The sequence below is a fragment of the Acinetobacter sp. 24-47-66 genome (assembly GCF_056779755.1).
The window spans coordinates 166,764-180,981 of sequence record NZ_JBWYIL010000004.1 but is presented as its reverse complement, the minus strand read 5'-3'; the positions used below and the strand labels follow the sequence as shown (position 1 = coordinate 180,981).

Here is a 14,218-nt window from a genome sequence, read left to right as displayed (position 1 = left end):
GATTTTATGCAAGGGAATATACGTTAAGTATGACCATATGGATACGAACAGAGCTGATTAAAAACAATGCACAATCTTTTTTGATTGTCATGCTCATCATTACACTTTGTGCTTTGGCTGGAATACTTGGTCGACCTCTCTCATTTCTTGCAATTTTCTGGCCTGCAAATGCCCTACTACTTGGTCTTTTTTTAAGATTTAGTTATCTCAATAATCTTGGTGGCTGGCTTGGGGCCTTTTCTGGGTATATGCTTGCAGACCTAGGTACTGGCAACACTTTACAACTTACTTGGTTGTTAACTCTTGCTAACTTGCTAAACCCATTAGTGACCTTATACCTACTGAACCGGTTAAAAATCAATTATCAAGAATTCAATAAAGGTCTTACATTTGTTTACTTATTTTTAATTAGTGCTTTTGGAGGGTGCCTAGCGAGCCCAACCTTTGCGATTTTAACCATCCCTTATGTTCCTAACAGCTTTATGGAACTCAGCCGTATTTGGGTTGATTTTGGCATGTGGTGGAGTGGTGAAATTCTTAACTTTGTCGCTTTTTTACCTATTGTTCTCGCATTACCAAACAAAACTACAGTTCAACAATATTTTGTAAATCAAAAAAATCAACGTTTAAGTTTACCCCTTGTCTTACCCTTCGTATTTGTCGTTGTATCTGTAATTCTAACTCACTTTTTTATTGGCCCTGGCGCCATCATGTTCCCGATTGGAGCACTCATCTGGGCAGCATTAACCTACAATTTATTGTTGGTTGCAATCATCAACTGCTTTGTATGTATGTTCTTATACAACAGCTTAAGTGCATATTATCTAACAGAATCTCCAGAGGCATTTATTTCGACAACACTGTCTGTTCGCATCGGTCTTTTCATGCTGGCTTTAGGCCCACTAACATTATCAATTATTAGTTTGAATCGCCAAAAGCTATATCACCAAATATTATATTTAGCGAACCATGACAGTTTAACAACGACTATGAATCGCCGATATTTTTATGAAGAAAGCGAAAAGACGATAGACTCAACTCATAGGGAGGTGAAATCCAATATTCACAGCGTGTCTATTCTACTACTCGATATTGACCACTTTAAAAAAATTAATGATCAATATGGACATGAAATAGGTGATATTGTTCTCAAAGACTTTAGCAATATCGTCAGATCTCAAATTAGATCAAATGATTTATTCGGTAGAGTTGGCGGTGAAGAATTTGCCATCTTAATTAAAGATAGTAACCTACCAGCCTGCATTGAAATCGCACAGCGTATATGCGACCGCGTGGCAGAAACACCGATTATGATCAGGCAAAATCAACATCTCAATATTAGTGTAAGCATAGGTTTAAGTTATCAACAACTTCCGTCTGGCACCCCATTCCAACAATTGATTAATCGTGCAGACGTTGCCCTTTATCAAGCGAAATCTGCAGGACGAAATAGATTATGCGTGGATCCGCAATTACTATTTACTCAAACATCATAAGTCACTATCTTGCTTCAGTGGGCTTGAGATTTGGTAAAGCGGATAAAAATATGAAACCAATCAACGTTGAAGCTCCTGCAATGATAAAAATATAGCTGCCAGAAATCAGCTCCCAATATTGTCCTGCCAATACGCTTCCAGATGCCACACCCAAGCCCCACATCGTACTATACAAAGCTTGAGCTCTACCCTGCTGCCCAGCAGAAAAGTGCTCAAAAATAATGCGCATCGCCAATAAGTGAAATAAACCGAAACTAAATGCATGCATTGTCTGGGAGAGAAATTGGAGAGCAAAACTTTCAGGAAATAAACCAACAATCAAAAACCTAAGCCCAGTCATCCATAAACAAATCGCAACCAACTGACGCCATGTAAAACGATTTAAAAAAAATGATGCATAGGCAAACATCATGATTTCAGCAATAACACCTGTTGACCAAAGAAATCCTGTTGCTGTGGTACTAAATCCAGATGACTGTAAGTAATTGCTATAAAAACTATAGAATGGTGCTTGAGCAAACAACATAATGAACTCAATTAAGAAAATTGCTTTCACAACTGGTTGTTTTAAAACTGGAATAATGGATTCAAGTGTTTTTTGGGCTTTTGGTGCGCCCTTCGGTTCTTTTACTGTAAATGACCATAAGAACGCTAGAAATGAAATACTCAGTAATAAAATCGGGAGATAGTGAATATCGATGATTTCAAGAATTAGACCAATAAAGAAAACACCAACAATAAACCCAATCGATCCCCATTTTCTCACTTTGCCATAAAGTTCATTTCGTTTTTCGCCTAACCAAAATAATGTAACGCCTTCAAATTGAGCAAGTATCGCATTTTGAAAAAAGCTGAAGATCAACATTAACAAGGCAATTGATTGAAAATTATTGGGTATAATAAAAATGAGGAACCATATACTCGCTTCCATCCATGTTGCGATTCGCACCAATAGCATTCTTTTACCCGTTTTATCCGCCACCCAACCCCAAATAAACGGCGCAAAAAAACGTGTCATGATTGCAATTGCACTAAGCCACCCAATCTCTAAAAAGCTAAATCCCTGATCTTGCAGATATAGACTCCAATACGGCATGAAGGTACCGACAATCGCATAGTAGAAAAAATAGAATCCACCTAACCTACTTTGGATTGGGAATGTTTGGTGCATATTGAACCGTGCTTAATTTCGAATAGAACTATATTATAAGATAGATAATGAATAGTGATGAGAATAAGAAAGGCAGCTCAAGGCTGCCTTTAAATTAATTCAGTGCGATGACTTTAACTAAGATTGTTTGTGATTCTTCAAAGTCATCAAATATTTGCTTTCGATTAAGTTCTTTTGACTTCACTTTAAACTCATGATTCTGGTACTGAATGACTGATGGAATTGAATCGAAATACGCATAGTCTGCCTCGATGGTTTCTTCAAACAATGGAGTGCCCAATTGATAGTCTTTGCTCTTCAGCACCACATATTTCACAGTCGTTTTCATTTCATACTCTTTTATTAACGCTTTATTTTTAGTTATATCACCTTTTGAAAAGTGTTCAATCAAAAAAAGAAACGTTTGACCATAAAGGACTCAATCAATTATTTTTTACCACCTTTAAACTTGATTCAAGCAACCTGACAAGCATCACAAAAAAAAATAGCAAAAAACGACAATAAATATATTTTTTTGATAACTGGTTAACATTTATATGGATTATATGCTAAATTTAGCATATACAAAAACAACATCTATTTAACTGGTTGATAATAATGAAAGTTCAATTTATATCTATTCTTACTGCTCTTTCACTGAGTGGGTGTATCGTTGTATCCAATAAACCAAATGCAAGTTCTGCAAAAGCTTATGCATCTAATGTTATTGATTTTAAACCTTCAGAAAATGCCAAGCGAATTGAAACACGTGGTCAGGTGATTTGTGAACCGTCAAAACCATGTACTGAGTTAACATTTGATTGGAAACAGCAGAGCAATAATTTATTTAGAGTACATACCAATCTATTTGATCGAAAATCTTTTGATATCAAGCAAGTGATTTTCACGCTAGATGGTCAAACTTATCCTTACACAACTTTAACTCAAACCAATACACGATCAGTCAACAATTCCGATCTCATTAACTCTTCAAATTACATTGATGTACCAATGAATTTTGTCGTTATGTTTGATCAGTCTAAATCTATCGATATTGCTGTAGTGACAGATCAAGGTGCTATTACGCATAGCATTTTAAAAGATGGGCATGCATCATTTGCCTATCAAACATTTAAAAGTGGCTACCAACAATTTAAGCAAAAGTAAAAAAAGACCCACTATGGGTCTTTTTTTAATCATCGATACAAAACTGCAACGTGTTATTAGACTGCTAGGCATTTCATTTTTTAGAATTTTTCGTTAGATTTAACAAATTGTGTACACAGTTATAATAAACAAGACAATAGGTAAAATCATGAAAATCAAACTAGCGCTTATTTCAGCATTGGTTGTATTAACAGGTTGTGCAGGAAGTTATCCAGAACGTGTTGTAACCAAAGGACCTCTCATCTGTGCTACTGATGAAATTTGCCCTGAGCTTGCACTCCGTTGGAATGATGAAAAGCGTAATGGTTTTAAAATAACTGCAGATGTAAATGACACTATACAGCACGATATAAAACAATTGAACTTTATTGTTGATGGTCAGCCTTATGTCTATTCAACAATTCAACCAACCCAATATGCAACTGCAGCTGGTGTAACGAATTCATCTAATTTTATTGTCGTTCCTGTAAGTTTTTTAAACTCATTTAGAGACGCAAAACAAATTGATCTAAAAATCGTGACAGCTAACGGCGAAGTGACTCGTCCCATCCTGCAAGCTGACGGTCAGAAGTCTTCTGCTTACTTAACATTTATCAAAGGTTATACAGGTCAAACTGTCGAATAAATGAATTATTCACTAAAAAGCCAGTTCGTTGAACTGGCTTTTTTTAAGGCTTACAACTTTTTTGATAACTTGTTCCTAAATCTTGGAATGATAACTCAAAAGAATTTCTCATTTTTTTTGCAAATAATGCTTCTTCTTTTGCTTTAGCCATATGAATATTCTTTTGTGCTATTCGCTCTAAAGCATTTAATGCATCTGCATATTCACAAGCTCTTTGAATGATCAACGAAATATTCTGCTTACTATCGACCGATTGATGTAATCGAATTTGACTCGCTTCAATTTCGTTATAAATTGACTTCACTTCAATATCAAACTGAGATTGTGTTAAGCCATTCGCATAACTATACGATAATCCGCATAAGACCATCGCCCCAACCAATATCCTTATTTTCAATTGAATTCCCCATAAAACGTTCAATTGCAATTTTAAAATTATATTAAAAAGCCAGATCAATCATCTGGCTTTTTACATCATACGCTTTTTTACTTTGGTTAAATTGGCTCAAATGGCGCAACAACGTCGGCATTTTGGGCACGATGACGCATAAAGTGATCCATTAACACGATTGCAAGCATCGCTTCAGCGATTGGTGTCGCACGAACACCCACACAAGGATCGTGACGACCTTTAGTAAGAACATCCGTATCTTCACGATTAATGGTAATCGTTTTGCCTGGTGTGGTAATAGAAGCAGTAGGTTTTAGTGCAATTGATACACGAATATCTTGACCACTTGAGATACCACCTAATATACCACCAGCGTGATTCGCTAAGAAGCCATCAGTTGTCAGTTCATCACGTGTTTCATGACCAAATTGTTCAGCCACGCCAAAACCATCACCAATCTCTACACCTTTAACCGCATTAATTGACATCATCGCATGAGCGATATCAGCATCTAAACGGTCGAAAACAGGTTCTCCCCAGCCTACGGGTACGCTTGAAGCAATAATTTCAAGTCGTGCTCCACAGCTTGTTCCTTTTTCACGCAATGATGTCACAAGTGCTTCAAAGCGTGGTACGGCATCAACATCACCACAAAAGAATGGATTATTCGGCACTTCATTCCAATCTAGTTTTTCTGTTTTTTCAGTTCCGATTTGTGTTACATGCCCTCGGATTTCAATACCAAACTTTTCAAATAAGAATTTTTTAGCAATTGCACCCGCTGCAACACGCATCGCTGTTTCACGTGCGCTTGAGCGACCACCACCACGGTAATCACGGAAACCATACTTTTGTGTATAAGTATAGTCTGCATGACCTGGACGGAAAGTTTGTGCGATATTACCGTAATCTTTAGATTTTTGGTCTGTATTACGAATTAAAAGACCAATGGATGTCCCAGTGGTTTTACCTTCGAACACACCTGAAATAATTTCAACTTCATCTGGTTCTTTGCGTTGTGTTGCAAATTTAGAGGTACCTGGTTTACGACGATCTAAGTCTATTTGTAAGTCCTCAGCTGATAACTTTAGACCTGGTGGAACTCCATCTACAATCGCCATCAAACCAACACCGTGAGATTCACCACAAGTTGTTACACGGAACAATTGTCCAATACTATTGCCAGCCATGTTCAACAACTCCTTTAAACTTGAACAGATTGAATGAATAAATCACGATATTGACGGCATTGTGCTGCAGTCAGTGCAAAAATACCTGATCCACCACGTTGGAATTGCAACCAGTAGAAATCAACAGTATTAAAGTTTTGCTTCATCGCCCATTCTGAGTTGCCCACTTCAATGACGATTAAACCATCTTCAGTTAAATAGTCTGCGGCTTGAGCCAGCATTTTACGCACAAGATCCAAACCATCTTGACCCGCTGCCAATGCCAATTCTGGCTCGTGATGAAACTCATCTGGTAAATCTGCCATATCTTCAGCATCGACATACGGCGGATTAGAAACAATTAAATCATATTGATTTTCGGCAGGTATTTTAGCGAAAAGATCAGATTCCAATAAAGCGACTTGATACTGTTTATTATGATGCTCACAGTTGATTTGTGCAACTTCAAGGGCTTCTTTTGAAATATCAGTAGCATCGACTTCAGAATCAGGGAAAGCATATGCCAAAGCAATTGCGATACAACCAGAGCCAGTACACATATCCAAAATACGCTGTGGAGTTTTAGGATTTGGATTCACTGGCAAATTATTGACCGCTTCACCCATTTCACCATTTTCAGTCAAACAATAAGGTGCAAAACGATTTTCAATCAGCTCAACGATTGGTGAGCGTGGAATCAGTACACGCTCATCTACATAAAATGGTTTACCAAAGAAATAAGCAAGATTTAATAAATATGAAGTAGGAACACGGTCATTGATACGACGTTCGAGTAAACTCAAGAATTCCGCAACTTCGCTTGGCAGCAATTTTGAGTCTAAAATCTCAGCATCGGCATTCCAGTCTAGTGACAAAGTTTGTAAAACTAAAGCAGAACTTTCAGCAAAATAATCTTCAGTACCTTGACCTAAGTGTGCATCGTATTGACGTAATGCTGTAACTCCAAAACGAATAAAATCTCGAATAGTTGTTAAGTTTTCAGCAGCTTCCTGTAGATGTTCAGGGCTAATAGTCGGTCGATCCACTTAAGGCGTCTCCAAGGTCAATTTTTTAAAAACGGTCTATGATACCTTGTTTTATCCTATTAATAAAAAGTTCTATCCGTGTTATTCGGCAAATTTGTATTGAAAATTTGAATAGTTAGAATTATCCATTGAATAAGGTCTACTCATTCAGGTTTTAAAATAGCGAGAAAGTTGATTAAAACTAACGATATTGAAAATAATCGTGTATACTCGAAGCCAACTAGAAAATTTATGTTGTTTCATTAAATCTTTTATTTCGCAGTGTTAGTCATAATCCTACGTTTGGTTTCAGATTTTAAGTTTCATTTTTTTTCCAAGTTACATCATTGAGTTCAAACTCATAACATTAAAGTTTTATTAGGATTCCTATTATGTCTAATACTGTTAAAGGTACAGTTAAATGGTTCAACGAAACTAAAGGTTTCGGTTTCATCCAACAAGAAAACGGTCCTGACGTTTTTGCTCACTTTAGCGAAATCAAAGGTTCAGGCTTTAAAACTTTGGCTGAAGGCCAACAAGTTGAATTCAGCGTAACTCAAGGTCCTAAAGGTCCTAACGCTGTTGACATCGTAGCAGTTTAATTAACTGTTAAAAAAAGCGGGCTTTGCCCGCTTTTTTTTGACTCTCGAAAAGCTCACCAGACTTGAAAAAGAAAATTTAGACTCAAACTAATAAAAGTTAAAGTGAATTTCAAAAGTTAAAGTATGAGTTATAAACACAATAATTTAATGGCAATGCGTCAAAATTACTGGAGTGATGATTCTTCCCCTCGTGTCACAACAGAAAAACAATTTCTTAAGCAATTTTTGATGGATCATCAAATTTTTGAAAATCCAAGTTTGGATGATGTTAAATATTTTTTCTTCAGCTTACCTAGCGTCATTATTATCAAAGCATATGCCCTTGGATTTATTCATGAAACTGTTGTCAACTTAATGAAGTTATTCATCTCTGAGTATCGCGTGTCTCTGTCTACTCGAGCTCAACTCCCAGTTAAATATCGACTTTAAAAAGCTTAGGCTATTTAAGTTTGAATAAATTGACCATTTATACACCTGATATTGAAATACTTGAACTATTTTAATACGTTCATAACATGTAATATTCAATACAATGATTTCTCTGCGCGATTCGCTTAAAGGACCTAAACTTCATGTCAGATCAGAATGAAAAGCTTAAACAATTAAAAACTTCTTCAATGGATCGCCGTCTTTCGATTGCGAAAGCTTCTCTACTGGCTGGCACACGCTGGGCTGCTTCAAGTGCGAGTTCTATTTTTTCAAGCGAAGAAGAAAAAGAAAAAAAACGTAAACAAGCGATGAAAGAACAAGCTGACTATCTTGTTGCTGAAATCGGTAAATTAAAAGGCTCTATCGTCAAAATTGGTCAAATGATGGCGTTATATGGTGAGCATTTTCTACCTGAAGAGATCACGCAAGCTTTAAACACTTTAAATAATCAGACCGTTGCCCTCGCGTGGCCTGCGATCCATGAGCAACTGCGCAACCAACTTGGCTCTAAACTCGATGATCTCACCATTGATCATGAGCCTTTAGGCACCGCATCATTAGCACAGGTTCACCGTGCAACACGTAAGTCTGATGGTCTTGAATTGGTGCTCAAAGTTCAATATCCAGGTGTAGCAAGCGCAATTGACTCAGATATGAGCTTGTTTAAGAACATGCTCAAACTTACACGCATGGTTCCTCAAACTCGTGAATTTGATCAATGGTTTGATGAGGTTCGCGAAATGATGCACCGTGAAGTAAATTACAAAATTGAAGCTGAAACAACACGTCGTTTTAGAGCGCGTTTAAAAGATGATCCGCGTTATGTTGTTCCACAAATTATTGATCAATATTGTACAGATCAAGTGCTTTGTATGACTTTTGAGCGTGGTGTTCCGATTAATAGCCCAGTCATGCTTTCACTCCCTCAGGAGCGTCGCAACAAATTAGGTGAAGCATCGCTTGAAATTGCCGTTCGTGAAGTGTTTGAATGGGGCGAGATGCAGACTGATCCTAACTTTGGTAACTACCTAGTACGCTTAGGTGACGGCGCGCAAATTGAAGATAAAATCATTCTTTTAGACTTCGGTGCGATCCGTCAATTTGATGATCAACTCCTCAAGGTAGCTCGTAATTTAATTACCGCGGGCTATCATCATGATGCTCAAGCCATGGTCAATGCTATGACAGGTTATGAGTTTTTCGATGCAATGCCATTAAGCATTAAACCCGACATGGCAAAAGTGTTCCTTCTAGCTACTGAAGCTTTTAGTACTTATAGCAATAATCCAGACCTACCAACAGGCATTATGGATGAACAGCAGCGCTATGATTGGAAACAAAGCCAACTGCATAGCCGTGTGATGCAACGAGCATCCAAGTCGATGGCATCGCGCTATTTTTCAGTTCCACCGAAAGAATTTATGTTCATCAGTCGTAAGTTCATAGGTGCATATACATTCATGACTGTGATCGAAGCAAAAACAAATGTGCGCAACATGATCCAATCATATGTTTAAGGAACAAAGACCATAGTGATCTATCGTGTCACTATGGTCAATTTATTAAATAAAAAATTTAATTACTAAAAAGAATATATCTTAAATTTCATTAAAATACCTATTCAATTACCATTTATCTGTTTGGTCAAAAAAGTCTTTTAAGCTAGTCATTTTCGACATAGTCATTTCACTAAACACATGTCACGATCTTGTTGTATAAAAAAACCATCAGGGAATTTACAACAATGAATGATATCGCAAACAAAGCGCAAGGTTTAGGCTTAGCCTTGATCACTAAGCTCGCAGGCAGTGATTTAATCGATCAATTAAAACTAAGAAAAATTATCGAACGCTCGCTTTATCAAGGTTCTAAGGCTGGATTTAAAACCTTGGGCTCTACACAGAAAATTTTTAAACAAAAATCCAATACTCCGACTCAACGTCTATCCAATCAGCAAAAAGGGTTATTTGATCTCAGCCTTTCTGAAGAACAACAGATGACTGTTGATGCGATGCAACAATTTGCTCATGAAGTTCTCTACCCCCTAGCACATACAGCCGACCACCAAGCTACTTTTCCAGAAAACTTATGGGCTCAATTTAAAGATTTAGGTGTCAATTATTATGCATTGCCTGAACAATACGGCGGCGTTGCTTCAGTAAAGAATGTGGTTACAAATGTGCTGATCGCAGAGCAACTTGCACAAGGTGACTTCTCATTAACAGCTACATTACTCTCCACGTTCTCAGTCATTAATGCAATTACACAGTGGGGTTCAGCAGAGATTCAAAATAAGTATTTGTCGGCATTTAGCGAACAAGATGATCTATTTGCAACTTTTGCTGTTCAGGAAAATACACCTGCTTTCAACCCTTTCCAATTAAAAACAAAAGCGACACGCCAAGGCGATCATTTTGTCATTAATGGTGAAAAAACTATCGTTATTCTAGGTGAGCAGGCAGATCTTTTATTGGTTTCCGCAGATTTAGATGGAACAGCTCAGGTTTTCATTGTTGAGCGAAATGAAACGATTTCATATAAAGCAAATCCAGCAATGGGGCTTAAAGCAACCCAATCTGTGAGCCTAAAATTTAACAACACACCAGCATTTAAACTAAATGAGCAAGATTTTGATTATTCAGCGTTCATTGATCTGGGCAATTTAATGTGGTGTGCAATGGCAGTGGGTACATGCCAAGCGGTTAAACAATATTGCATTCAGTATGCCAATGAACGCACCGCATTTGGTGAACCAATATCCCACCGTCAAAGTGTTGCATTTATGATCGCGGATATGGCTATTGAAATTGATGCTATGAAAATGTTGGTTTTGAATGCTGCAAGTCGTGCAGAATCAGGTTTAAGTTTCCATCGCGAAGCATATTTAGCACGAATTTTATGCGCAGAAAAATCAATGAAAATTGGCACTGATGGCGTACAACTCTTAGGTGGACATGGCTTTACCAAAGAACATCCAGTTGAACGTTGGTATCGAGATTTGCGTGCTACTGCCATTATGCATTCTGGTTTACATGCTTAATCAAATAATAAAAATTTAAGGACAAAGATGATGAATTTAGAAAATCCGAAAAAATTTAAAATGCTTGTTGATCAAGCTCATCAGACAGCGTTAAACGTGCTTCGCCCTATTTCACGCAAATATGATAAAGCTGAACATGCTTATCCCAAAGAACTCGACATGTTAGCATCCCTATTGGATGGTATGAATGAAGGTGGCGATGGCATGAATGCTGGCGCTGCGGTCAATAAACGTGGAGATACGACTCAAGGCAACAAAAATGGCGTGAACATGTCTACTGCTTTGGGTGTAATTGAGATGTGTTATGGCGATACTGGTTTATTACTTACCATGCCTCGCCAAGGATTAGGTAACTCTGCAATTGCTGCTGTAGCCAATGAAGAGCAACTTGAACGCTTCAAGGGAACTTGGGCTGCGATGGCAATTACCGAGCCAGGCTGTGGATCTGATTCTGCAGCAATACGCACCACAGCGACTAAAGATGGTGATGATTATATTTTAAATGGCGAGAAAATTTTCGTCACTTCTGGCGAACGAGCTGATTCAGTCGTGGTTTGGGCAACACTCGATAAAAAACTTGGGCGTGCAGCAATCAAATCATTTGTTGTTCCTAAAGGCACGCCTGGCATGACCGTTGAACGTCTTGAACATAAACTCGGAATTAAAGCTTCAGATACTGCTGTCATTCGCTTTATCGATTGTCGCGTCCCTGCTGCAAATTTATTAGGTAATGCTGAAATCGATGTTGCAAAAGGTTTCGCAGGCGTCATGGAAACTTTTGATAATACACGCCCTCTTGTGGCTGCAATGGCAGTTGGGTGCTCTAAAGCGTCTTTAGAGCGTATCAAGGAAATTTTTAAAGACCAACTAGATGCTGAATATGCCACTCCTTACCTTCAATCCTCAAATATTGCAGCTCAGATTTATCGCATGGAAGCAGAATGGGAAGCTGCACGTTTATTAACCCTAAAAGCTGCATGGATGGCAGACAATAAAAAGCCTAACTCGCGTGAAGCTTCTATTGCAAAAGCGAAAGCTGGACGCATTTGTAATGAAATTACATTGAAGTGTGTCGAACTTGCTGCAAGTGTAGGCTACACCGAAGATGAGTTATTGGAAAAATGGGCGCGCGACTCCAAAATTCTAGATATCTTCGAGGGCACACAACAAATTCAACAGCTTATTGTTGCGCGCCGTGAACTTGGAAAATCATCAAGCGAATTGAAATAAATCACGTTGAATTAAATTCAACTGCGATGAAACTTAGATATACTCTGTGAAGATTTACTAAGTTTCATCGATTATGTACTTTATTCGAACTATTCAACCCCAAGATAATCCCCATATTGCAAAAATCATTCGTGAAGTCTCAGTGGAGTTTGGTCTCGCTGCTGAATCAGGCTTCGCAGTTGCAGATCCAATTCTAGATCAACTCTATGACGTTTATACAAAACCTCACTCCATATATTGGGTTATTAGCAATGACCAACACGAGGTCTTTGGTGGTGGGGGCATTGCACCTTTGCTGGGCGACGAAAACACTCTAGAGATACAAAAGATGTATTTCATGCCCTCAATACGAGGTTTGGGTTTTGCAAAACAAATTCTAGAAAAATGTATCCAATTTGCACGAGATCAGGGTTACACGCAAATTTATCTCGAAACTACAGCATCTCTCTGGCAGGCTGTAAAATTATATGAAAAATTAGGTTTTCAACATCTACAACACCCATTAGGAAATACTGGACATAGTGATGCATGCGAAATACGCATGTTAAAAGTATTATAAAAAAAACCGACCCATGGTCGGTTTTTTTATTTTTGAGTGTTAGCCCAGTAATTTATCAATAACACCAAATTTTTTAAAAATTTTTGCTCGTCGTTTAGGATGAATATTGGCTTTATTTAAATCGCCACCATAATGGTCAAATACGCGCTTATCCATAATTTTAAACCATAACTTAGGTATTAAAACTGGGATCAACATCGTCGCATATCCACTTGGCAACACTGGCGCTTCTTCAAAGTTTCTCAATGCTTGGAAAGGTCGTGTCGGATAAGCATGATGATCTGAATGGCGCTGCAACTGGTATAAGAATAGATTGGTTGTGATGTTATTATTATTCCAACTATGTTCAGGCATAGTACGCGAATAACTCCCATCTTCTTTCTTTTCTCGCAATAAGCCGTAGTGCTCAAGATAGTTGACCATTTCAAATAAAGTCACACCGTAAAGTGACTGTATGGCTAGGAATGGTAAAATTTTCTTACCATACAGTTTTAGCATCGTTGCGTGAAAAGTTGCACTAATGGCTGCGCCGTGAAATAGCTCATTTTTCAGTGAAAAGAACGACTCACCCTTACGATTTAATCGGTGTTTTTCAATCTGTATTGCCGACTTCAAGCCACCGCTAATCGTTCTTGGAAGAAACTCATAAAAGGTCTCACCCATCTTAGAGGTCGCTGGATCTTCTGGAGTAGCAGCACGTTTATGATGCCCATATGGGTGCTCAATACGGAAATGATTGTATCCAAGTGGTGCTAACGTCACGTGTGACCAATAATGATCTGCACGCTTCGGTCGATGGCATAGTTCATGGGCAGTATTCACACCAATACCGTTGATCAATCCCATTGTACAACCAATCAATAACTGATCCAACAATGGAGTTTCTTTACGTGAAACAACATATCCGGCAAAAAAATTAGCTGCATACTGTAAAGGAACAAACATTTTTACTATACGATCATAGTAAGGATCACTGACCAATTTTTTGATCTGCTCATCACTCGGATTATTCTCATCAGTACCGACCAAAGCATCAATGGTGGGAATAATTACGTGTAATAATAAAGGTCCACCTAATGCAAACAATTTTTTAGTTGCTTTAGGTCCGTATTGATATCCAGCCAAAAAGCCCATCCCTAATACAGGTAGTGCTGGACTAAGCAACCATAAGTAACGCTTCTTATCCAGTTGTAAGCCTTGCGCTATCGGGTTCTGACTCAATAACTCTTCAACTTTTACCTTTGCATTCACTTGCAATTTTCCTTTTCTATTTCTTATTTTTATCTTTGTTCATTTCAAATTTCAAATACAGTCGTAATCGTCCAAAAAAGCTAT

General features: G+C 37.9%; 15 protein-coding genes. 9 read left to right on the top strand and 6 right to left on the bottom strand.

Annotated features, from left to right (window positions below; translation table 11 throughout):
* Nucleotides 1-29 precede the first annotated feature (29 nt).
* On the top strand, nucleotides 30-1,496 hold the full coding sequence (locus AC1M84_RS06005) for a GGDEF domain-containing protein (RefSeq protein WP_481594620.1): 1,467 nt from the start codon (nucleotides 30-32) through the stop codon (nucleotides 1,494-1,496).
* A gap of 4 nt (nucleotides 1,497-1,500) precedes the next feature.
* Here the strand turns inward: AC1M84_RS06005 and AC1M84_RS06000 are convergent, their stop codons facing one another.
* Nucleotides 1,501-2,667, bottom strand: a complete 1,167-nt coding sequence (locus AC1M84_RS06000; RefSeq protein ID WP_481594619.1) for an MFS transporter — start codon at nucleotides 2,665-2,667, stop codon at nucleotides 1,501-1,503.
* Nucleotides 2,668-2,761: 94 nt separating this feature from the next.
* The gene (locus AC1M84_RS05995; RefSeq protein WP_035270711.1) at nucleotides 2,762-2,995 is read right to left on the bottom strand and encodes a hypothetical protein; all 234 of its coding nucleotides are present in this window, start codon (nucleotides 2,993-2,995) and stop codon (nucleotides 2,762-2,764) included.
* 269 nt (nucleotides 2,996-3,264) lie between these two features.
* Between AC1M84_RS05995 and AC1M84_RS05990 the strand changes: the two genes are divergently transcribed.
* Both AC1M84_RS05990 and AC1M84_RS05985 read left to right on the top strand, forming a co-directional pair.
* A complete protein-coding gene (locus tag AC1M84_RS05990) occupies nucleotides 3,265-3,813 on the top strand; it encodes a hypothetical protein (RefSeq protein WP_092766323.1) in 549 nt (182 codons plus the stop codon).
* A gap of 148 nt (nucleotides 3,814-3,961) precedes the next feature.
* Nucleotides 3,962-4,438 (top strand): hypothetical protein, encoded by a 477-nt coding sequence (locus AC1M84_RS05985; protein ID WP_481594618.1) that lies wholly within the window; start codon nucleotides 3,962-3,964, stop codon nucleotides 4,436-4,438.
* 43 nt (nucleotides 4,439-4,481) lie between these two features.
* Here the strand turns inward: AC1M84_RS05985 and AC1M84_RS05980 are convergent, their stop codons facing one another.
* The 3 genes from AC1M84_RS05980 to prmB form a co-directional block, all read right to left on the bottom strand.
* The gene (locus AC1M84_RS05980) at nucleotides 4,482-4,835 is read right to left on the bottom strand and encodes a hypothetical protein (RefSeq protein WP_143047393.1); all 354 of its coding nucleotides are present in this window, start codon (nucleotides 4,833-4,835) and stop codon (nucleotides 4,482-4,484) included.
* A gap of 98 nt (nucleotides 4,836-4,933) precedes the next feature.
* Nucleotides 4,934-6,019 carry a chorismate synthase gene (gene aroC, locus AC1M84_RS05975; protein WP_481592660.1) on the bottom strand — a complete coding sequence of 362 codons (1,086 nt, stop codon included), beginning with the start codon at nucleotides 6,017-6,019 and terminating at the stop codon, nucleotides 4,934-4,936.
* A 14-nt stretch (nucleotides 6,020-6,033) separates the two neighbouring features.
* Nucleotides 6,034-7,044, bottom strand: a complete 1,011-nt coding sequence (prmB, locus tag AC1M84_RS05970) for a 50S ribosomal protein L3 N(5)-glutamine methyltransferase (protein ID WP_035263595.1) — start codon at nucleotides 7,042-7,044, stop codon at nucleotides 6,034-6,036.
* Between the two features lie 371 nt (nucleotides 7,045-7,415).
* Here prmB and AC1M84_RS05965 point away from each other — a divergent pair, with 371 nt between their 5' ends.
* From AC1M84_RS05965 to AC1M84_RS05940, 6 genes are all read left to right on the top strand, one after another.
* Complete coding sequence (locus AC1M84_RS05965) at nucleotides 7,416-7,625, top strand: cold-shock protein (protein ID WP_035263597.1); 210 nt, start codon at nucleotides 7,416-7,418, stop codon at nucleotides 7,623-7,625.
* 123 nt (nucleotides 7,626-7,748) lie between these two features.
* Entirely contained in the window at nucleotides 7,749-8,054 is a 306-nt protein-coding gene (locus tag AC1M84_RS05960) for a hypothetical protein (protein WP_481594617.1), read from the top strand.
* Nucleotides 8,055-8,197: 143 nt separating this feature from the next.
* Complete coding sequence (locus tag AC1M84_RS05955) at nucleotides 8,198-9,571, top strand: ABC1 kinase family protein (RefSeq protein ID WP_481594616.1); 1,374 nt, start codon at nucleotides 8,198-8,200, stop codon at nucleotides 9,569-9,571.
* Between the two features lie 227 nt (nucleotides 9,572-9,798).
* Nucleotides 9,799-11,094 carry an acyl-CoA dehydrogenase family protein gene (locus AC1M84_RS05950; RefSeq protein ID WP_481594615.1) on the top strand — a complete coding sequence of 432 codons (1,296 nt, stop codon included), beginning with the start codon at nucleotides 9,799-9,801 and terminating at the stop codon, nucleotides 11,092-11,094.
* 30 nt (nucleotides 11,095-11,124) lie between these two features.
* Entirely contained in the window at nucleotides 11,125-12,324 is a 1,200-nt protein-coding gene (locus tag AC1M84_RS05945; protein ID WP_035263603.1) for an acyl-CoA dehydrogenase family protein, read from the top strand.
* Between the two features lie 73 nt (nucleotides 12,325-12,397).
* A complete protein-coding gene (locus AC1M84_RS05940; RefSeq protein ID WP_481594614.1) occupies nucleotides 12,398-12,883 on the top strand; it encodes a GNAT family N-acetyltransferase in 486 nt (161 codons plus the stop codon).
* A gap of 39 nt (nucleotides 12,884-12,922) precedes the next feature.
* Here the strand turns inward: AC1M84_RS05940 and AC1M84_RS05935 are convergent, their stop codons facing one another.
* The gene (locus tag AC1M84_RS05935) at nucleotides 12,923-14,134 is read right to left on the bottom strand and encodes an alkane 1-monooxygenase (RefSeq protein WP_035263607.1); all 1,212 of its coding nucleotides are present in this window, start codon (nucleotides 14,132-14,134) and stop codon (nucleotides 12,923-12,925) included.
* Nucleotides 14,135-14,218 lie beyond the last annotated feature (84 nt).